Genomic DNA, 17,690 nt, shown 5'->3' with positions numbered 1-17,690 from the left:
CTCAGATCTGATCGATCACGGCGTCGGTGACTTCCTCGGTGGTGGCGTCGCCGCCCACGTCGGGCGTTCGGGGACCAGATTCGAGGACGGACTCGACGGCGTCCCGAACGGCGGTCGCCTCGTCGGGGTAGCCGAGATGGTCGAGCAACATCGCCGCAGAGAGGATCATCGCCGAGGGGTTTGCAATCCCTTCGCCAGCGATGTCGGGCGCAGAGCCGTGTACTGGCTCGAAGAGGGCGTTTTCGGGGCCGACGTTCGCAGAGGGGAGCAGTCCGAGGCCGCCGACCAGTCCCGCCGCCAGATCCGAGAGCATGTCCCCAGCGAGGTTCGGACAGATGACCACGCCGTAGTCCTCGGGGTGCATCACGAGGTGCATCGCGAGCGCGTCCATCAGCGCCGTCTCGTACTCGGCGTCGCGCTCGTCGGCCACGCGCTCGGCGGTTTCGAGAAATAGCCCGTCTGTCTCGCGCATGACGTTTGCCTTGTGGGCGATGGTCACGTCGTCGTAGCCGTTCCGTCGGGCGTATTTGAACCCGTACTCGGCGATTTCCTCGGAGGCGTCTTCGGTGACGACGCGGGTGAGTGTCCGGACGCCCTCGGTAATCTCGCTTTCGAGGCCCGAGTACACGCCCTCGGTGTTCTCTCGGATGAAGACGAGATCCGTCTCGGGTTTGACCGCGTCGAGACCGGGATAGGACCGGGCCGGGCGGACGTTCGCGAAGGACCCGACGATAGAGCGCAGCGGGAGGATGACGTCCGCTGCCGTCTCGCCTGCCGCGCCGAACAGCGTCGCGTCGGCGTCGGCCGCAATTTCCTGTGTGTGTTCGGGCAGAGCAGTTCCGGTTTCGGCAAGCACCTCGTCGCCAGCCTCGCCTTCGACGAAATCGAAGTCGATCGGAGTCGCTTCGAGTACGTCGACCGCTGCCGGTGTGACCTCCTTCCCGATGCCGTCGCCCGGTATCACCGCGATTTCGTGAGTCATGGCCGTACTTTTCCGGGGGCGAAAAAGAGCGTGTCGGTCGCCGTCTCGGTCAGCCACGACTCCAGATCGGTACGCAGTAACAGGTGAGACTGACTCCAGACCGGTACGCATTAACAGGTGAGACTGACTCCAGATCGGTACGCATTAACAGGTGAGACTGCATCGTGTGTGTATGGACGACATTTTCGTTGGGCGCGTCATGTCCTCGGGCATCGTCTCGGTCTCCCCGGACACCTCGGTCGCAGCGGCCGCAGAGATCCTTCTCGAGAAAAACATCGGCTCACTCGTCGTCGTCGACGACGACAACCAACTGCAGGGTATCCTGACGAGCACCGACTTCGTTCGGATCGTCCGGGACAACGAGCCAAAGGACAATTCGACTGTCGGCGACCACATGACCGAACAGGTCGTGACCGTCACCGCACAGGACTCGATTCGAAGCGCTGCCGACAAGATGATCACCTACGACATCCAGCACCTGCCAGTCGTCGACGACGAGGAAGGCGTCATCGGCATGTGTTCGACGACCGACCTGACGTCGTATCTCTCGGACATTCGAGAGCCGTCGCCAGCGTAATTCGGCGAGTTCGAGAACTAGTTAGACTTCTTCGACGTACGGAAGTTCGCTTGCGGTTTTCTCGACCTTCGAGAGGTTCGAGTACATCAGTTGGGTCGTGTCCCAGATGCCGTCGACGAGCGCTTCCTTCATCGCGTCGTCGATGTTCCCCTCGATGACGGTGTCGCCGTAGGTCACCGTCTCTGCCTCGACGTCGATTTCGATGTCGCTATTGGGGTTGTCCTCGATCCACTCCTGGAGTGCGGTCACGTCCTCGTGGGAGGCGGTGACCGCCGGAATGCCCAGCGACTTGCAGTTGTCGCGGAAGATTTCGGCGAAGGATTCGCCGACGACGCCGTCGACACCCCAGCGCATCATCGCCTGCGGGGCGTGCTCCCGGGAGGAGCCACAGCCGAAGTTCTGGTTGACGACGGCGATGGACGCGTCCTCGAAGCGGTTGAGTGGGTGGTCGTTGAACTCCCCGTTCTCGTCACGGCGGGCGTCGTAGAACAGATAGTCCGCCATGTTGTCGAAGGTGACCTCCTTCATGAAGCGGGCGGGCAGGATCTGGTCTGTGTCGACGTCGTCGCCCGGAATCGGGACGCCCGTCCCAGACACGCCGGTGATGTGTTGATCGTCTGCCATCAGTCTGCCACCTCCTCGACGTCAGTTGCTGTAACCGTTCGCACGTCGGAATCGAGGAAGCGACGCGGGTCGGTCACTTCGCCCTCGACGGCCGCGGCGGCGACCATCGCCGGACTCATCAGCACGGTTCGGCCCTCCTTCGAGCCCTGTCGACCGATGAAGTTCCGGTTCGACGAGGATGCACAGACTTCGTCCCCTTCGAGCGAGTCGTCGTTCATCGCGAGACACATCGAACACCCGGCGCGGCGCCACTGGAAGCCAGCGTCGATGAACACCTCGTCGAGGCCGTGCTGTTCGCATTGCTCGCGAACGGTCTCGGAACCGGGCACTGCGAGTGCGCGAACGTCGTCGTCGATGGTTCGGCCCTCCAGAATGTCCGCTGCGACCTGGAAATCGGAGAGTCGGCCGTTCGTACAGGTGCCCAGAAACGCCACGTCGACGTCGTAGCCGAGCATCGACTGGCCCGGTTCGATGTCCATGTGTTCGAGGGCCTGTTCTGCGGCCTCGCGGTCGCTTCGGCTCTCGAAGTCCTCGGGGTGGGGGACCGGTTCGGACACCTCGATGACCTGTCCGGGGTTGATGCCCCACGTGACAAGTGGGTCCATGCCGTCGACGTCGATGGTGACCACGTCGTCGTACTCGGCGTTCTCGTCGGACCTGATCGACTCCCAGTAGGCCTTTCGCTCCTCGAAGGCCTCGCCCTCGGGGACGTACTCGCGCCCGCGGAGGTATTGGTAGGTCGTCTCGTCGGGGTTGATGTAGCCCGCGCGAGCGCCGCCCTCGATGGACATGTTACAGATGGCGAGTCGCCCCTCCATGTCGAGTTCGCGGATTGCGGGGCCGCCGTACTCGTAGACGTGGCCGACGCCGCCGTCGACGCCGAGTTCCTGAATGATCTTCAGGATGATGTCCTTCGCGTAGACGCCCTCACCGAGGCTTCCCTCGACGTTGATGCGTCGGACCTTCTGTTTCTCGGCGGCGATACAGCCAGTCGCGAGGATGTCGCGGATCTGGCTGGTGCCGACGCCGATGCCGATGGAACCGAACGCTCCGTGCGTTGCGGTGTGGGAGTCGCCACAGGCGACGGTCATTCCGGGCTGTGACAGCCCCAGTTCCGGCGCGACGACGTGGGTGATACCCTGCTTGCCGGACTCGAAGCCGAAGTAGGTGATCCCGTTCTCGGAGACGTTCCGTTCGAGCGCAGAGAGCATCTGCTCTGCCTCGTCGTCCTTGAGCGGTCGGTCACGCTTGTCGGCCTCGGTCGGTGCGATGTGGTCGGTCGTCGCGTAGTTGCGCTCGGGAAAGGCGACATCGATGTCGCGCTCGCGGATCATCGCGAATGCCTGCGGACTCGTCACCTCGTGGATGAGGTGTAGCCCGATGAACAGCTGGTCCTGTCCGTTGGGCAACTCCGTTACCTTGTGCTTGTCCCAGACGTTGTCGTACAGTGTGTTCTTGCTCATTGCCCTTGTTCTCAGTCGGCTGTCTCGCCGCTTTCCTCGTCCCACGCGAACAGTTCGCGCAGGCGCGCGCCGACTTCCTCGACCTGGTGGTTCTGCTCTGCCTGCCGGTACTGTCGGTAGGCTGGCCGGTTCGCCTGATTCTCGTTGATCCACTCGCGGGCGAACTCGCCGTTCTGGACGCCCTCGAGAATTTCGTCCATTCCCTCGCGGTTGATGACCTCTTCGCCGCGGGTGAGACCGCCGTACTCGGCGGTGTCAGAGACCGAGTTCCACATCCCCATGTGGCCGCCCTCGTACATCAGGTCGACGATGAGTTTCAGTTCGTTGAGACACTCGAAGTAGGCCATCTCCGGGGCGTAGCCCGCGTCGACGAGCGTCTCGAACCCGGCCTTGACCAGGTCGGTCACGCCGCCACAGAGCACTGCCTGCTCGCCGAAGATGTCCGTCTCTGTCTCCTCGCGGAACGTCGTCTCGATGACGCCCGCTCGCGCACAGCCGATGGCCTGTGCGTACGCCAGCGCTTCCTGCTGTGCCTCTCCGGTCGCGTCCTGATAGATTGCGAGCAGGCCCGGCGTCCCTTCGCCACGCTTGTAGGTTCGGCGGACGAGGTGTCCCGGCGATTTTGGGGCGATCATCGTCACGTCGACGTCTTCGGGCGGTTCGATCTGCCCGTAGTGGATGTTGAAGCCGTGGGCAAACTGGAGCGTATCGCCCGCATCGAGCGCTGGTTCGATGTCCTCGTACACGTCTGGCTGAACCGTGTCGGGGACGAGCATGACCACGATGTCAGCGTCCGACGCGGCGTTTCGCGGCGTCGCGACCGGAAGTCCGTCCGCCTCGACCGCCTGGCGTGACGAGGAACTCTTCGGGAGGCCCACGACCACGTCGACACCGCTGTCGTCGAGGTTCTGGGCGTGTGCGTGACCCTGGCTCCCGTAGCCGAGTACTGCGACCGTCTTGTCTTCGATGTTCGTTGCGTCGATGTCGTCGTCGTAGTGTACTGGTGTCGTGAATTTATCAGTCATCAGAAACTTCCTCCGTTGCGACTTGCGCCTCCGTCGGCGCCTGATTCGGTTGCTTGACCTGTGCTGTCGGTGCCTCGCCGCGTGCGAGTGCGGCGTCGCCAGTTCGCATCACCTCGCGGATGCCGAACTGCTTGTACGCGTCGAGCGCGGCGTCGATTGTCGACTCCTCGCCGGTCAACTCGACCGTGATCGTTCGCGGGCCAGCGTCCAGCGTCTTCCCGTCGTACATGTCGGTGATGGCGTTGACCTCGTCGGGTCGCTGGCCGTTGACTTTTACGATGGCGAGTTCGCGCTGGACCGCCGTGTCCTCCAACTCGCGCACCGAGATGACCGGGATGCGCTTTTCGAGTTGCTTTTTCGCCTGGTCGATGCCCGGGCGCGTCTCGTCGATGACGATGGTCATCCGCGCGAGGTCCTCGTCCATCGTCGGCCCGACGGTCAGCGATTCGATGTTGAACTGTCGGCGGCTAAAGAGCCCTGAAATCTCCGCGAGCACACCCGGTTCGTGTGTGACCAGTGCGGAAAGCACCGCGCGCTCTGGTTCGTGTGTCGCTTCGACCTCGGGGTCGATTCGAATTCCCTGTGAGTTGCGTCTGCCGCTTGGCTGCATCCGTTCGTCCGGATGCGGCCCTGGGAGTTCTCCTTTCGTCATCTTAGATGTCCTCCAGATGCTGCTCGTTGAGCGCAAACTGTGCGTTGTCGCCGCCACTTGGCACCATCGGGTAGACGTTCTCGCCGGGGTCGATAATGGCGTCGATGACCGACGGCCCGTCGTACTCGCGTGCCTCCGCGATGGTGTCCTCGACGTTCTCGTACTCTTCGACGCGCAACCCTTGCGCACCGAAGGCCTCTGCGAGTTTGTCGAACTCCGGGATCCACGGGTACTCGGAGGCCATCCGTCGGCCCTCGTAGAACCCGTCCTGCCACTGCCGCACCATGCCGACCGCCTCGTTGTTGAGCACGACGATGGTCAGGTCGAGGTTCTCCCGCACTGCGACGCTCAGGCCCTGTGCGGTCATCAGGAAGGACCCGTCGCCGTCGAACGCGACGACCTCTTGGTCGGGGGCGGCGATTTTCGCACCGATGGCCGCCGGGACTGCATAGCCCATCGTCCCGAGGCCGTGTGAGGTGACCCAGGTTCGGGGCTGGGTCCACGTCCAGTACTGCCACGCCCACATCTGGTGCTGGCCGACGCCAGCGGCGACGATGGTGTCCTCGGGCGTCACGTCGTCGAATCTCTCGACGATGTACTGGGGTTTCAGCGGTTCGTCCTCGGGCATCTCGTAATCGAGCGGGTACTCCTCTTTCCAGGTCTCGCACTGTTCGACCCACTCGTCACTGTTCGGCGGTCGGGGCATCGTCTCGTAGAGTTGCTCGATGACGGCCGCTGCGTCGCCGACGAGCGGATAGTCGGCCTCGATGTTCTTCGATATCTCGGCCGGGTCGATGTCGACGTGGACGAGTTCGGCGTCGGGCGCGAACGTCTCCACGTCGCCGGTGAGTCGGTCGTCGAATCGGGTGCCGATACCGAGCAACACGTCGCAGTTCGACACGGCGAGGTTCCCGTAGCCGGTGCCGTGCATGCCTGCGATGCCCAGCGACAGCGGATCCGTCTCGGGGAACGAGCCGGTGCCGGGCATCGTCGTGACGACCGGAATCTCGTACTCGCGTGCGAACTGCCGCAGTTCGTCGCTGGCTTCGGCCTTGATGACCCCGCCGCCAGCCAGAATGGTCGGTCGCTCGGCGTTTGCGAGCGTCTCTGCGGCCGCCTGCACGGCCACGTCGTCTGCTCGTTCCGGTGGGTCGTAGGTGTCCGGCGTCTGTGGGGCTCCGGGCTGGCTGTCGGTTTCGCCCTGTGTCACGTCCTTGGGCAGGTCGACCAGCGTCGGTCCCTGTCGGCCGGTGTTCGCCAGCGCCCACGCAGTGCCGATGTCGTCGCCGACGGTGTCCGGGTTCTCGGCGAAGATGTTGTTTTTCGTGATCGGTTGGGTGATACCGATGGTGTCTGTCTCCTGGAAGGCATCGTTCCCGACGAAGTTCGTCGGCACCTGTCCGGTCAGCGCCAGAAGCGGGTCCGAGTCCATGTTGGCGTCTGCGATGCCGGTGATCAGGTTCGTCGCACCGGGTCCCGAGGTTGCCAGACAGACGCCCGGCTTGCCCGTCACGATGCCGTAGGCGTCCGCAGCGTGGGCGGCGCCCTGCTCGTGGGCCATCGTGATGTTCGTGATGTTCTCGTGTTCGTACAGCGCGTCGTACACCGGCATGATCGCGCCGCCCTGGACGCCGAACAGATGTTCGACGCCCGCGTTTTCGAGTGCCTTCGCGACGGACTCTGCGCCCGTCTCGACTGGCTGCTCGTCCTGTTCGTCTTCCCGTGACACGGATGCTCGTTCGCTCATGACTGTCTCTCCCGTAAGTTCGGTCCTGTTGTCGGTGGATCTGGTCGGTACATTTGTATATGCTCTTGCTGTCGTCGGACGATACGTGTCGAGAAACGACTGGTGAAATGTGGGGCTATACAGCCCCTACAAGGAGAGTCGCGGGGCTGACAGTGCGGGTGCGGCCGTGACTGCCAGCGCTCGTTCGCATCACGTTGACGGTCAGACGCCGGTCCGTAATAAACGTTCCGTGACACGCCCGGCGATCGCCCGCTCACGGGGGCGAAATTGCCCTCCACGCCGGACTGATCTCCGTCGTGTGACACTGGCTGACGACTGGTCGTCTGGTCTGACCGTCCTGCCATCGGCCTACGCCTGAACCTCCTCGCGCTGTTTGACGCCGACTTCGCGCGCGAACTTCCGCAGTTCGGACATCGTTACGCGCTGGGCCTCGGCGGCGAAGTCCTTGACCCGTCGGGTCACCTCGCGAACCTCTTCGTCGGTCGGGTCGAACCCGGCCTCCTGCAGTCGCTCCCGGACGGAATGGGTGCCGGTGTGTTTGCCCAGCACGAGTTCGCGCTCGGCACCGACCATCTCCGGCGTCATCACGCCCGGTTCGAACGTATCGGAATTCTCGATCACACCGGCCGCGTGAATCCCACTCTCGTGGGCGAATGCGTTCTTGCCCACCACGGGCTTGTTGCCCGGGACGGGAACGTCGGATTTCTGCTCGATCTTTCGGGAGAGCGCCGTGATCTGTGTGGTGTCGATACCGGTGTCGATGTTGTACAGCGATTCGAGCGCCATCACGACCTCCTCGTAGGCCGCGTTGCCCGCTCGCTCGCCGATGCCGTTGACCGACACCTGTGACTGGCTTGCACCGGCCTCGTAGCCAGCGAGTGCGTTCGCCGTCGCCAGCCCGAAATCGTCGTGCGTGTGCACGTCGACGCGCGCGTCGGGGTCCGTCTCCTCGACCGTCTCGACGACTGACTCGACCAGGTGAGTCATTCGCGTCGGCGTGGCGACGCCGGTCGTGTCGGGGATGTTGACCCAGTCGGCACCGGCGTCGACGGTCGCCGCGACGATTTCGTGGAGGAACCCCTCGTTGGTGCGTGTTGCGTCCATCGGTGAGAACATACACTCCACACCGGCCTCTTTCACGCGCTCGACCGCTTCGACGGCACGCTCCTGGGCTTCCTCGCGGGTGGCGTGCATCGAATCCTGTAGCTGGACGTCGCTGGTGGAGACGAAGGTGTGCACCATGTCGACGCCGCTGTCGAGCGCGGCTTCGATATCTTCCTCGACGACGCGCGCGAGTCCGCACACGTCTGTCGAACTCGCTGCGGCGATGTCGCGAACTGCCTCGAACTCCGCGTCGCTGTTGACCGGGAATCCCGCCTCGATGACGTGTGTTCCCATGTCGTCTAGAAGCGCCGCTATCTCGCGTTTGTCTTCGTACGAGAATGACGTTCGTGGCGTTTGCTCGCCGTCGCGCAGCGTCGTGTCGAAAAGTCGTGCGTCCTCAATTTCGGACGTGTTCTCCAGTGTGCCCTGGAAGAACTCGATCCGCCGGGGTTCCCGACGAATCCTCGTTGTCGTACATAAGCATGTGTAACAGGACGCCGACGCCATATAAATCTGTCTTGCTACTGATCGGTCTGTGAACGCATCGCACACGAACTGTCGGACTGCATCACTCCCTTTTCGCCCGCGACCAGCACCGATTAGTGGCTCGCCCCCGACGTTGACACGTATGTCTGACGAGATTGTAAACGAGAGTGAGACGTTCGATATCGGCGGCGACCTGACTGTGCACCGACTCGGATTCGGCGCGATGCGACTCACCGGCGAGGACATCATCGGCCCACCCGCCGACGAAGACGAAGCCCGGTCTGTCGTCCGCCGTGCCGTCGAACTCGGCGTCGACTTCATCGACACCGCAGATTCGTACGGCCCGGGCGTCAGCGAGCGCCTGATCGGGCAGGAACTCACCGACAGCGACGACGCGATAGTCGCCTCGAAGGCCGGACTGGTTCGCCATCGCGACAGTAACTGGCTCCCCCACGGCGACCCGGACTTCCTGCACAATCAGGTGCTCTGTAGTCTCGACCGACTTCGGACTGACACGATCGACCTGTATCAGTTCCACCGGCCCGATCCCGACACGGACTTCGAGGAGTCCGTACACGCCTTCGCTGAGATGAAAGACGCCGGGCAGATCAGACACGTCGGTCTCTCGAACGTCTCTGTCGAGCAACTGGAGACGGCGATGGACATCGTCGATATCGCGACGGTGCAGAACCAGTACAACGTCGGCTACCGCGGCGACGAGGGCGTGCTTCGCGCGTGCGAGGAATACGATGTCGGCTTCATCCCGTGGGGGCCGCTGTACACCGTCGAGGACGAGGGCGTCGCTGGCACTCTCGAACAGATTGCAGCCGACAACGACGCTACACCGCGGCAGGTAGCGCTCGCGTGGTTGCTCCACCACTCCGACGTGATGCTCCCAATCCCGGGCACCTCGAGCGTCGACCACCTCGAATCGAACGTCGCCGCCTCGCAACTCTCTCTGGACGAGGACGAACTCGCTCAGTTGAACGATATCGACCCGCAGGAGTGACTCGTCGTTCCCGAGTTGGCATTTGACATTCAGTACGGATCGTATTCTGCCACAGGCACGACAGACTGCACGCGATCATCCCAGAAGTGCTTCTCCGCGGTTGCGAATGTGCCGCCGTGTTCCCGCGCTGACGCCGCGATGAGTGCATCTGGATGGTCAGCCGCAACTCCCGCGCTGAGAAGTTCTTCCTGAAGCGATGCAGCCTCGTCTGCGGTTCGCTCAGTCACGGGAAGCACCTCCATGGATGCTGTCACGGCCTGCCGGAGCGTCGATGGCGTGCCGTCGATATAGCCGTGGATGCTTCCCATATACGCCTCGTACAGGACAATCGATGGGATGGCCCACACGCGTTGCTCGTGCTGCTGGAGAAAGTGACGCGCTGTGTCCACCCCGTCGAGATAATCGCTGAGAAGGTTGTTATCGAACACGAGCATCTATTCGTCCTCCTCGATATCGTCGGCCATCCCGGCTTGCAGGGCCTCTCGCATCCGATCCATCCCACGTCGTGTCTCTCGGTCAGTGTCCGAGAGCGCGCCGAACCCTGCCCACTGGTCGCGCTCGGTGAGTCGCAAAATCACGTCCTCGTAGCTCTCCCCCTCGCGTTTGTACAGATCGAGGCGGTCTTTGGCTTCCTCGGAGACGCGGATCGTGGTGTCGCCCATATATGCGTATACGTATACGTATGCAAAACGACTTCGATTTATGTTCTATTGGTTTAGTTATACTATCTCTGGCTCTGAGCGATTATACCTTACTGGTAAGGTACCATAGTAACCCGAGAGCCTTTCGAACTAGCATTTGTATGTACGATATTGTAGCCAACCGGCGAGACAATCGGCTGCGTATCGACCTGACCGGACGGATGAACGCTGCGAGCATCGACGAGGCGGCGGATGTCGCCGTCGAGGAAGCCGAACAGCTCCGGGATGGGTTCGACATCATCACGGATCTCTCTGGATTCAGGCCTCCATCACCCGAGGCGGCAAAGCCGATCAAACGCGCACAGCAACACCTCAAGGAGATGGGCGTCGACCGCGTCGTGAGAGTAGTCGACGAGGAGACGAGCGAGGTGGTCGTCAACGCGTTCGAGCGCCGCTCTCGGGACGTTGGATACCGCGGCGAGCAGGCCGGGTCGCTCGATGAAGCCGAGCGAATGCTCGAACAGGAGCAGATCGAAGGATACGCAGACTGACAGCGGTTGCACACGCTTCGCGGTGCTCGCTGGATTGCGTCGAAAGAAAGTGCGCTGGCCGAGATTTGAACTCGGGTTAGGACCGTGGCAGGGTCCTGTGATACCACTACACCACCAGCGCCGGGTGCAATATATCCTACCACCGGAGGACAATAAAAGGGTTCCGGATGTGTCCAAACGTGAGATCCGTTATCAATACGAATCGCGTTACTCCTCGCGTATACAGTCGAATTCTCCCTCGCTCAACTGAGTTATCTCTTCAGATGCCTCTCTGTAGGCTTTGGTTGCCAGAATCTGCGCTCCAGCAACGTCTGAGTGACGTTTTCCGTCGTCTAGGTGCGCTGCAATTACCTCACTGAAACTCCTATCTCCCTTTTTGCGTTTCAATCGCTCGTATACCTCGTCGCTAACCTCGATGTAGTTGCTCATGACAATCCCATGCCGTTCGACCACAAAAAATGCTATCCGGACGGGTGATCTCGATATCCTGTTATTCACTCCCTGTGTGCCCTTCTCACACGCTGAGAACCGTGATAACGCGACACAACCCAATCGGGAAACGGGGTCTTTTTAAGTCCGGATGAGAGAGTAATCGGCACAGTCTAGTGGCGCGACGTGGAAGCGTTACGGCATGACAGTCAGCGTGCTCGTGCCATCGTCGCTCACCCGGGAAGCCGAGGACAAACGCGAGGCAACTCGCAAAATCGGATACGTGGCCCGCGCGGCCACGATCTTCCGGGTCGACCGATTGACGGTCGTTCCCGACCCCGACGGGGCCGGGAAGTTTGGCGATGGGTTCGTCGAAACCGTACTCCGGTACGCCGCCACGCCCCCGGAACTCCGAAAGGAGGCCTGGGACAGGCGGGACGAACTGGAGTACGCGGGCGTCTTGCCGCCGCTCCGCGTGCGTTCACAGACCGGCTCCGGATCACAGAATTCGGGGTCGTTAAGACAGGGAATCGTGACCAGAGTCGGAGCTGATGGGCGCGTCCGGGTCAATTGCGGACTGCAACACCCGATCTCGTTGCCGGTGCCATCCGGAATGGAGGTAACCGAACGGGAGCGCGTCACCGTCAGGGTCTCTTCGCGAGAGCCGGTTCGGGCGAAACTCGTCGACGTGGCCCCACCGGGCTACGCCGTCGACCGCGCGAACCTCGATACGGCACTATCCGAGGACGATGCAGGCCTTACCATCGCCGCGTCGCGGCATGGCGAGGTCCTGGACGTGGACCTGCTCGGCAACCTAGCCGGGGATATCCACGGCGAGTCCTCCGACTATACGGTTGCATTCGGCGCACCCGAGCGTGGCTTACCAGCCATCCTCGGCATCGAGCCAGCAGCCGTCCGCGAAGAGCCCAGAGAGACTGGAGGGTTCGACCTCTGGCTGAATACGGTTCCGAACCAGGGCAGCGAGGTAATTCGCACCGAGGAAGCGGTGTTCGCCACGCTCGCCCCCCTCAACATCGAGGAGTAACACAATGCCACAACCTGAACGACCACGAAAAGGCTCGCTGGGCTTTGGCCCGCGTGAGCGTGCGGCGAGCGAAACGCCGCGTTTCAACAGCTGGCCCGACGACGAGGGACAGCCGACGCTACAGGGCTTTGCTGGCTACAAGGCCGGTATGAGTCACGTCGTTATGATCAACGACGAACCGGACTCAGCCCGCGAGGGGATGGAGGAGACGGTGCCGGTCACCGTCATCGAAACCCCACCCATGCAGGTCGTCGCCCTGCGAGCCTACGAGGAGACGCCGTACGGCAAGCGACCGCTGACGGACGTCTGGGCCGACGGGTTCCACCCGTCGCTGGATCGAACGCTCGATCTGCCCGACGAACCCGACGCGGACGCTGCAGAGGAACAGATTCGCGAGGCACTCGACGCGGGGACGCTCTCGGACGTGCGTGCGATCACGCATACCGTCCCGGGCGAACTCGACGGTGTCCCGAAGAAACGACCCGACGTGATGGAAAACCGCATCGGCGGCGGCACGCTCGAGGAGCGTGTGGACTACGGACTCGAACTCGTCGCAGATGGCGAGTACAACGCCACGGACGTGTTCCGTGCTGGCGAGTACGCCGACGTTGCGGGCGTCACGAAAGGGAAAGGAACGCAGGGCCCGGTGAAACGCTGGGGCGTCCAGAAGCGCAAGGGCAAACACGCTCGCCAGGGATGGCGACGCCGGATCGGCAACCTCGGTCCGTGGAACCCCTCTCGCGTGCGCTCGACAGTCCCGCAACAGGGACAGACGGGCTACCACCAGCGAACCGAACTGAACAAGCGCCTCGTCGATCTTGGCGACGACGTCACCAAAGACGGTGGCTTCGTCAACTACGGTGAGGTCGACGGCCAGTACGTGCTGGTCAAGGGTTCGGTTCCGGGACCGGAGAAGCGTCTGGTTCGCCTGCGTCCCGCAGTGCGTCCACAGGATTCCCCGCGCCTCGACCCAGAGGTGCGGTACGTATCCACGGAGTCAAACCAGGGATAAGCCATGCAGGTACCAGTATACGACACAGACGGCGAGCAAACGTCCGACGTGGACCTGCCGGAGGTCTTCGAGACGACCTATCGGCCGGACCTGATCCACCGGGCGGTTCTTGCAGCACAGGCAAACCGGAAACAGGACCACGGGTCCGACGAGTACGCCGGAATGCGAACGCCAGCCGAGTCCCACGGAAGCGGACGCGGCATGGCACACGTCCCCCGAGAGGGAGGCCGCGGACGGCGCGTCCCCCAGACGGTCGGCGGCCGTCGGGCACACCCGCCCAAGGCCGAGAAGGACCGGTCGCTCGATGTCAACGACAAGGAGCGAAAACTCGCGGTTCGCTCGGCACTCGCAGCGACGACCGACCCCGAACTCGTCCGCGAGCGCGGGCACGAGTTCGACGACGACCTCGAACTCCCAATTGTGATCGACGACGAGTTCGAGGACGTCAACAAGACACAGGACGTCCTCGGCATTCTCGAAGCGCTCGGCCTCGCAACCGACATCGAGCGCGCCGACGAGACGACGATCAAGGCCGGACAGGGGTCGACGCGTGGGCGGAAGTACCGTCGGCCGAGTTCGGTCCTGTTCGTGACGAGTGAGGAGCCCTCTCGCGGTGCACGCAACCTCGCTGGTGCGGACGTGACGACTGCGGCAAATCTCGGCGCGGAGAAACTCGCGCCCGGGACACAGCCGGGTCGACTGACCGTCTTCACCGAGAGCGCTCTCGAGGAGGTGGCAGACCGATGAGTTCAGTCATCAAGCATCCACACGTGACCGAGAAAGCCGTCGACAAGATGGACTTCGAGAACAAGATGCTCTTTATCTGTCACTCGGAAGCCACCAAGCCCGAGATCGTCGACGCCGTCGAGACGCAGTTCGACGTGGCGGTCACGGACATCAACACGATGATCACACCAGACGGCGAGACGAAAGCGACCGTACAGCTTTCAGACGACCACGATGCACAGGAGATCGCATCACGAATCGGGGTGTTCTGACCATGGGACGACGAATTCGCGGACAGCGACGTGGTCGCGGGTCGCCGACGTTCCGCGCGCCATCCCATCAGTACAAGGCAGAACTCTCCCACCGAACCGTCGAGGACGGCGACCTGATCAGCGGGACAGTCGTGGATATCGAACACGACCCGGCACGCAGTGCCCCGGTCGCCGCAATCGAGTTCGAGGACGGCGACCAGCGCCTCGTGCTCGCCCCCGAAGGGATCACCGTGGGCGACGAGATTCAGGTCGGAATCACGGCTTCGATCGAACCGGGCAACACCCTTCCGCTGGCGGAGATCCCGGAGGGCGTTCCGGTCTGTAACGTCGAGGCGAATCAGGGCGACGGCGGCAAGTTCGCTCGTGCCTCTGGTGTCAACGCGACGCTTCTGTCCCACGACCGGAATGTTGCGGTCGTTCAGTTGCCAAGCGGCGAGATGAAGCGACTGGACCCGCAGTGCCGAGCGACAATCGGCGTCGTCGCCGGTGGCGGACGGACGGAGAAGCCGATGGTCAAGGCCGGAAACAAGTACCACAAGGTGAAGGGCCGCGGAACGGTGTGGCCCCGCGTTCGTGGTGTCGCGATGAACGCCGTCGACCACCCGTTCGGTGGCGGCGGCCGACAGCACCCCGGCAAACCAAAGAGTATTTCGCGGAATGCCCCGCCCGGACGGAAGGTCGGGGACATCTCCTCGAAGCGCACCGGCCGGAGTGGTGACTCATGAGTTCGGACTATCAGATCGGCCACGAGGGTGAGTTCACCTACCGTGGTCACACGGTTGATGAGTTGCAGGAGATGTCAGTCGAAGAAGTCGCGGAACTGCTCCCCGCTCGACAGCGGCGAACTATCACACGCGGTCTGTCCATCGAGCACGAGAAACTGCTCGAGAAAGCACGTGAAGCAGAGGAAGAGGAGACCGCAAACGACCCGATCCGCACACACCTGCGGGATATGCCGATCCTGCCGGAGATGATCGGGATCACGTTTGCAGTCTACACCGGTCAGAGCTTCGAGCGTGTCAAGGTCGAACCCGAGATGCTGGGTCATTACCTGGGCGAGTTCCAGTTGACCCGGACGAGCGTCGAACACGGACAGGCCGGTATCGGAGCGACACGCTCCTCGAAGTTCGTACCCCTGAAATAAACCATGGGAATCAGCTACTCAGTCGAGGCCGACCCGGAGACCACCGCGAAAGCGATGCTCCGAGAGCGGCACGTAAGTCACAAGCACAGCAAGGCCATTGCCCGTGAGATCAAGGGGATGCAGGCAGGCGACGCAGTCGAGTACCTCGAAGGCGTCGTCGAAGGCGAGGAAGTCGTTCCCTTCAAGCAGCACAACTCGGGCGTCGGCCACCGGAAGAACATCGACGGCTGGGACGCCGGTCGCTTCCCCGAGAAGGCGGCAAACGCCTTTCTGGATCTCCTGGAAAACGCCGTCGGCAACGCCGACCACCAGGGGTTCGAGGGCGAATCCATGGAGATCATGCACGTCGCCGCCCACAAGGTCGGCGAAAACGAGGGACGCAAGCCCCGCGCGATGGGGCGAGCATCGCCGTGGAACACCCCCGAAGTTGACGTCGAGCTCATCTTGGAGGAGGTGTCCGAGTAATGGCGGACGAACTCCAGTTCATCGAGAACGGCCTCCAGCGAACCCAGATCGACGAGTTCTTCCAGGACGAACTCAGCCGCGCCGGGTACGGCGGCATGGAAATCGCCAAGACGCCGATGGGCACACAGATCGTCCTCAAGGCCGAAAAGCCCGGGATGGTCATCGGCAAAGGCGGGAAGAACATCCGCAAGATCACGGACACGCTCGAAAACGAGTACGGCCTCGAAGACCCGCAGGTCGACGTGCAGGAGGTCGAAGAGCCGGACCTGAACGCGCGCATCGTCGCAGACCGACTGGCGAACGCGCTCGAACGTGGCTGGTACTTCCGCAAGGCGGGCCACACCACGATCGACCGCATCATGGAAGCGGGCGCACGCGGCGCGGAGATCGTTCTCTCCGGTAAGGTCACGGGCGCACGCTCACGCGTCGAGAAGTTCAACCGTGGCTACATCAAGCACAACGGCGAACCCGCAGAGGAGATCGTCGACCACGGCGTCGGCACCGCGGTGATGAAGCTCGGAACCATCGGGGTTCAGGTGAAGATCATCCCGCCGGGCGTCGAACTCCCCGACGACTTCGAGATCTACGAGGACGTCGAAGTCGAGGAGTACGTCGAAGAGGGCGAGGGCGTCGAGGAACTGCTCGCCGGTGAACCCGAGGAGGGCGACGAGGCAGGCGAACCGCCTGCAGAAGCCGAAGCGACGGAGGAAGACGCCGAGGAGACCGTCGAAGAGGAAGTCGTCGAGGAAGCCGAGGAGTTCGAGGAACCAGACCTGCCCGGCGACGATGACGTCGAGGAGGAACTCGAAGACCTGGACGCGGCAGTCGAGGAGGAACTCGACGAGGAGACCGAGGCCGAAGCAGAAGAGCTGATGGACGAGATGGACGAGGAGGGTGACGACGAATGACGATCCTCCACCCAGTCGAGATCCGCGACATGACGCCAGCAGAGCGAGAGGCCGAACTCGAAGACCTCGAGACGGAACTGCTGAACGCCAACGCGGTGAAGGCGGCGGGCGGCATGCCCGAAAACCCGGGTCGAATCAAGGAACTCCGGCGAGCAATCGCCCGGATCAAGACGATCCAGCGAGAAGAAGGGGAGAGAGAATAATGGCGGCAACAGCAGAATCGCTCTGCAGACACGAACTCGTCGGTCGGTCGGTGACCGTCGTCTCGTCGTCGGACCCGACGCAGGTCGGATTCGATGGAGAAGTCGTCATGGAGACGACCCGGACGCTCGGTATCGAGCGCGAGGGTCGTGTCCGCCACGTCCCGAAGGAACAGGCCACGTTCGAGTGGTCGCTTCCGTCGGGCGAGCGCGTGCGAACCGACGGCGAGAAGCTCGTCGCCAGGCCAGCACGGCGCACAGAACAGACAGGTGATTCACAATGGCGATAGGACTAGACGTAGCACAACCACCAGAACCGGAAAACCCGGACGAATACGATTACGAGACCTGTCCGTTCTACGGGGAACTCCCCGTTCGCGGACAGGTCATCGAAGGCGAAGTTGCCTCGACGGAGATGGACAAGACCGTCATCGTCGAGCGGGAGTACGACGTCTCGCTGCCGAAATACGACAGGCTGATGAAGCGACGCTCGCGGATTCCGGCACACGTGCCGGGCGTCCTTCGCGGTCTCTCCGTCGGCGATACGGTCAAGATTGCAGAGACACGACCGCTCTCGAAGACGAAATCACACGTCGTCGTCGAAGTAGTCGAGGAGAACGGAGGTGAG

Annotated in this window: 23 protein-coding genes, 1 tRNA gene and 1 pseudogene; 14 read left to right on the top strand and 11 right to left on the bottom strand. The window is 62.7% G+C overall.

Going from position 1 to position 17,690, the window contains the following annotated elements; translation table 11 throughout:
* Position 1 precedes the first annotated feature (1 nt).
* A complete protein-coding gene (locus ACMGFL_RS09520) occupies positions 2–982 on the bottom strand; it encodes an isocitrate/isopropylmalate dehydrogenase family protein (RefSeq protein ID WP_436935302.1) in 981 nt (326 codons plus the stop codon).
* Between the two features lie 172 nt (positions 983–1,154).
* Here ACMGFL_RS09520 and ACMGFL_RS09515 point away from each other — a divergent pair, with 172 nt between their 5' ends.
* Positions 1,155–1,559 carry a CBS domain-containing protein gene (locus ACMGFL_RS09515; protein ID WP_436935301.1) on the top strand — a complete coding sequence of 135 codons (405 nt, stop codon included), beginning with the start codon at positions 1,155–1,157 and terminating at the stop codon, positions 1,557–1,559.
* Positions 1,560–1,580: 21 nt separating this feature from the next.
* Here ACMGFL_RS09515 and ACMGFL_RS09510 read toward each other — a convergent pair whose 3' ends face one another.
* The 6 genes from ACMGFL_RS09510 to ACMGFL_RS09485 form a co-directional block, all read right to left on the bottom strand.
* Complete coding sequence (locus ACMGFL_RS09510; RefSeq protein WP_436935300.1) at positions 1,581–2,183, bottom strand: 3-isopropylmalate dehydratase small subunit; 603 nt, start codon at positions 2,181–2,183, stop codon at positions 1,581–1,583.
* Positions 2,183–3,646, bottom strand: a complete 1,464-nt coding sequence (leuC, locus tag ACMGFL_RS09505; RefSeq protein ID WP_436935299.1) for a 3-isopropylmalate dehydratase large subunit — start codon at positions 3,644–3,646, stop codon at positions 2,183–2,185. The genes ACMGFL_RS09510 and leuC overlap by 1 nt, the downstream gene beginning before the upstream one ends.
* 11 nt (positions 3,647–3,657) lie before the next feature.
* On the bottom strand, positions 3,658–4,671 hold the full coding sequence (ilvC, locus tag ACMGFL_RS09500; protein ID WP_436935298.1) for a ketol-acid reductoisomerase: 1,014 nt from the start codon (positions 4,669–4,671) through the stop codon (positions 3,658–3,660).
* A complete protein-coding gene (gene ilvN, locus ACMGFL_RS09495) occupies positions 4,664–5,323 on the bottom strand; it encodes an acetolactate synthase small subunit (RefSeq protein WP_436935297.1) in 660 nt (219 codons plus the stop codon). Before ilvN ends, ilvC begins: the two co-directional genes overlap by 8 nt.
* A 1-nt stretch (position 5,324) precedes the next feature.
* Positions 5,325–7,070: a biosynthetic-type acetolactate synthase large subunit gene (ilvB, locus tag ACMGFL_RS09490; RefSeq protein ID WP_436935296.1), complete on the bottom strand. Its 1,746-nt coding sequence runs from the start codon at positions 7,068–7,070 to the stop codon at positions 5,325–5,327.
* 348 nt (positions 7,071–7,418) lie between these two features.
* Entirely contained in the window at positions 7,419–8,681 is a 1,263-nt protein-coding gene (locus tag ACMGFL_RS09485) for a LeuA family protein (protein WP_436935295.1), read from the bottom strand.
* A 121-nt stretch (positions 8,682–8,802) separates the two neighbouring features.
* Here ACMGFL_RS09485 and ACMGFL_RS09480 point away from each other — a divergent pair, with 121 nt between their 5' ends.
* A complete protein-coding gene (locus ACMGFL_RS09480) occupies positions 8,803–9,669 on the top strand; it encodes an aldo/keto reductase (protein ID WP_436935294.1) in 867 nt (288 codons plus the stop codon).
* Between the two features lie 29 nt (positions 9,670–9,698).
* On the opposite strand, the gene ACMGFL_RS09475 is transcribed toward ACMGFL_RS09480, so the two are convergent.
* Complete coding sequence (locus ACMGFL_RS09475; protein WP_436935293.1) at positions 9,699–10,103, bottom strand: PIN domain-containing protein; 405 nt, start codon at positions 10,101–10,103, stop codon at positions 9,699–9,701.
* Complete coding sequence (locus ACMGFL_RS09470) at positions 10,104–10,331, bottom strand: DUF7557 family protein (protein WP_436935292.1); 228 nt, start codon at positions 10,329–10,331, stop codon at positions 10,104–10,106.
* Positions 10,332–10,471: 140 nt separating this feature from the next.
* Here ACMGFL_RS09470 and ACMGFL_RS09465 point away from each other — a divergent pair, with 140 nt between their 5' ends.
* Positions 10,472–10,861, top strand: a complete 390-nt coding sequence (locus ACMGFL_RS09465) for a hypothetical protein (protein WP_436935291.1) — start codon at positions 10,472–10,474, stop codon at positions 10,859–10,861.
* A gap of 50 nt (positions 10,862–10,911) precedes the next feature.
* Here the strand turns inward: ACMGFL_RS09465 and ACMGFL_RS09460 are convergent.
* A tRNA-Gly gene (locus ACMGFL_RS09460) sits at positions 10,912–10,982 on the bottom strand.
* An 86-nt stretch (positions 10,983–11,068) separates the two neighbouring features.
* Positions 11,069–11,290 carry an antitoxin VapB family protein gene (locus ACMGFL_RS09455; protein WP_436935290.1) on the bottom strand — a complete coding sequence of 74 codons (222 nt, stop codon included), beginning with the start codon at positions 11,288–11,290 and terminating at the stop codon, positions 11,069–11,071.
* A gap of 202 nt (positions 11,291–11,492) precedes the next feature.
* On the opposite strand from ACMGFL_RS09455, the gene ACMGFL_RS09450 reads away from it, so the two are divergent.
* From ACMGFL_RS09450 to ACMGFL_RS09400, 11 genes and pseudogenes are all read left to right on the top strand, one after another.
* The gene (locus tag ACMGFL_RS09450) at positions 11,493–12,335 is read left to right on the top strand and encodes a putative RNA uridine N3 methyltransferase (RefSeq protein WP_436935289.1); all 843 of its coding nucleotides are present in this window, start codon (positions 11,493–11,495) and stop codon (positions 12,333–12,335) included.
* A 4-nt stretch (positions 12,336–12,339) separates the two neighbouring features.
* The gene (locus tag ACMGFL_RS09445; protein ID WP_436935288.1) at positions 12,340–13,347 is read left to right on the top strand and encodes a 50S ribosomal protein L3; all 1,008 of its coding nucleotides are present in this window, start codon (positions 12,340–12,342) and stop codon (positions 13,345–13,347) included.
* Between the two features lie 3 nt (positions 13,348–13,350).
* A complete protein-coding gene (gene rpl4p / locus ACMGFL_RS09440) occupies positions 13,351–14,094 on the top strand; it encodes a 50S ribosomal protein L4 (protein ID WP_436935287.1) in 744 nt (247 codons plus the stop codon).
* Positions 14,091–14,345: a 50S ribosomal protein L23 gene (locus tag ACMGFL_RS09435; RefSeq protein ID WP_436935286.1), complete on the top strand. Its 255-nt coding sequence runs from the start codon at positions 14,091–14,093 to the stop codon at positions 14,343–14,345. The genes rpl4p and ACMGFL_RS09435 overlap by 4 nt, the downstream gene beginning before the upstream one ends.
* 2 nt (positions 14,346–14,347) lie before the next feature.
* Positions 14,348–15,070: a 50S ribosomal protein L2 gene (locus tag ACMGFL_RS09430; RefSeq protein ID WP_436935285.1), complete on the top strand. Its 723-nt coding sequence runs from the start codon at positions 14,348–14,350 to the stop codon at positions 15,068–15,070.
* The gene (locus ACMGFL_RS09425; RefSeq protein ID WP_436935284.1) at positions 15,067–15,489 is read left to right on the top strand and encodes a 30S ribosomal protein S19; all 423 of its coding nucleotides are present in this window, start codon (positions 15,067–15,069) and stop codon (positions 15,487–15,489) included. The genes ACMGFL_RS09430 and ACMGFL_RS09425 overlap by 4 nt, the downstream gene beginning before the upstream one ends.
* A 3-nt stretch (positions 15,490–15,492) precedes the next feature.
* The gene (locus ACMGFL_RS09420) at positions 15,493–15,954 is read left to right on the top strand and encodes a 50S ribosomal protein L22 (RefSeq protein WP_436935283.1); all 462 of its coding nucleotides are present in this window, start codon (positions 15,493–15,495) and stop codon (positions 15,952–15,954) included.
* Positions 15,954–16,862, top strand: coding sequence for a 30S ribosomal protein S3 (locus ACMGFL_RS09415; RefSeq protein WP_436935282.1), 909 nt, complete (start codon positions 15,954–15,956; stop codon positions 16,860–16,862). The genes ACMGFL_RS09420 and ACMGFL_RS09415 overlap by 1 nt, the downstream gene beginning before the upstream one ends.
* Positions 16,859–17,065 carry a 50S ribosomal protein L29 gene (gene rpmC, locus ACMGFL_RS09410; RefSeq protein ID WP_436935281.1) on the top strand — a complete coding sequence of 69 codons (207 nt, stop codon included), beginning with the start codon at positions 16,859–16,861 and terminating at the stop codon, positions 17,063–17,065. Before ACMGFL_RS09415 ends, rpmC begins: the two co-directional genes overlap by 4 nt.
* Positions 17,065–17,352: a ribonuclease P protein component 1 gene (locus ACMGFL_RS09405; protein ID WP_436935280.1), complete on the top strand. Its 288-nt coding sequence runs from the start codon at positions 17,065–17,067 to the stop codon at positions 17,350–17,352. Before rpmC ends, ACMGFL_RS09405 begins: the two co-directional genes overlap by 1 nt.
* Positions 17,343–17,690: pseudogene (locus ACMGFL_RS09400) on the top strand (30S ribosomal protein S17); the annotation flags it as partial. The gene ACMGFL_RS09405 and the pseudogene ACMGFL_RS09400, both read left to right, overlap by 10 nt.

The sequence above is a fragment of the Halovenus marina genome, assembly GCF_051414115.1.
Lineage (GTDB): Archaea > Halobacteriota > Halobacteria > Halobacteriales > Haloarculaceae > Halovenus > Halovenus marina.
The sequence above is the reverse complement of the archived record's forward strand: the minus strand, read 5'-3'. Positions and strand labels throughout refer to the sequence as shown.

Excerpts from the sequence above, each read along its gene's own strand:
- ACMGFL_RS09520 (WP_436935302.1), bottom strand. The coding sequence starts at position 982 with ATGACTCACGAAATCGCGGTGATACCGGGCGACGGCATCGGGAAGGAG.
- ACMGFL_RS09515 (WP_436935301.1), top strand. The coding sequence starts at position 1,155 with ATGGACGACATTTTCGTTGGGCGCGTCATGTCCTCGGGCATCGTCTCG.
- ACMGFL_RS09510 (WP_436935300.1), bottom strand. The coding sequence starts at position 2,183 with ATGGCAGACGATCAACACATCACCGGCGTGTCTGGGACGGGCGTCCCG.
- leuC (WP_436935299.1), bottom strand. The coding sequence starts at position 3,646 with ATGAGCAAGAACACACTGTACGACAACGTCTGGGACAAGCACAAGGTA.
- ilvC (WP_436935298.1), bottom strand. The coding sequence starts at position 4,671 with ATGACTGATAAATTCACGACACCAGTACACTACGACGACGACATCGAC.
- ilvN (WP_436935297.1), bottom strand. The coding sequence starts at position 5,323 with ATGACGAAAGGAGAACTCCCAGGGCCGCATCCGGACGAACGGATGCAG.
- ilvB (WP_436935296.1), bottom strand. The coding sequence starts at position 7,070 with ATGAGCGAACGAGCATCCGTGTCACGGGAAGACGAACAGGACGAGCAG.
- ACMGFL_RS09485 (WP_436935295.1), bottom strand. The coding sequence starts at position 8,681 with ATGGCGTCGGCGTCCTGTTACACATGCTTATGTACGACAACGAGGATT.
- ACMGFL_RS09480 (WP_436935294.1), top strand. The coding sequence starts at position 8,803 with ATGTCTGACGAGATTGTAAACGAGAGTGAGACGTTCGATATCGGCGGC.
- ACMGFL_RS09475 (WP_436935293.1), bottom strand. The coding sequence starts at position 10,103 with ATGCTCGTGTTCGATAACAACCTTCTCAGCGATTATCTCGACGGGGTG.
- ACMGFL_RS09470 (WP_436935292.1), bottom strand. The coding sequence starts at position 10,331 with ATGGGCGACACCACGATCCGCGTCTCCGAGGAAGCCAAAGACCGCCTC.
- ACMGFL_RS09465 (WP_436935291.1), top strand. The coding sequence starts at position 10,472 with ATGTACGATATTGTAGCCAACCGGCGAGACAATCGGCTGCGTATCGAC.
- ACMGFL_RS09455 (WP_436935290.1), bottom strand. The coding sequence starts at position 11,290 with ATGAGCAACTACATCGAGGTTAGCGACGAGGTATACGAGCGATTGAAA.
- ACMGFL_RS09450 (WP_436935289.1), top strand. The coding sequence starts at position 11,493 with ATGACAGTCAGCGTGCTCGTGCCATCGTCGCTCACCCGGGAAGCCGAG.
- ACMGFL_RS09445 (WP_436935288.1), top strand. The coding sequence starts at position 12,340 with ATGCCACAACCTGAACGACCACGAAAAGGCTCGCTGGGCTTTGGCCCG.
- rpl4p (WP_436935287.1), top strand. The coding sequence starts at position 13,351 with ATGCAGGTACCAGTATACGACACAGACGGCGAGCAAACGTCCGACGTG.
- ACMGFL_RS09435 (WP_436935286.1), top strand. The coding sequence starts at position 14,091 with ATGAGTTCAGTCATCAAGCATCCACACGTGACCGAGAAAGCCGTCGAC.
- ACMGFL_RS09430 (WP_436935285.1), top strand. The coding sequence starts at position 14,348 with ATGGGACGACGAATTCGCGGACAGCGACGTGGTCGCGGGTCGCCGACG.
- ACMGFL_RS09425 (WP_436935284.1), top strand. The coding sequence starts at position 15,067 with ATGAGTTCGGACTATCAGATCGGCCACGAGGGTGAGTTCACCTACCGT.
- ACMGFL_RS09420 (WP_436935283.1), top strand. The coding sequence starts at position 15,493 with ATGGGAATCAGCTACTCAGTCGAGGCCGACCCGGAGACCACCGCGAAA.
- ACMGFL_RS09415 (WP_436935282.1), top strand. The coding sequence starts at position 15,954 with ATGGCGGACGAACTCCAGTTCATCGAGAACGGCCTCCAGCGAACCCAG.
- rpmC (WP_436935281.1), top strand. The coding sequence starts at position 16,859 with ATGACGATCCTCCACCCAGTCGAGATCCGCGACATGACGCCAGCAGAG.
- ACMGFL_RS09405 (WP_436935280.1), top strand. The coding sequence starts at position 17,065 with ATGGCGGCAACAGCAGAATCGCTCTGCAGACACGAACTCGTCGGTCGG.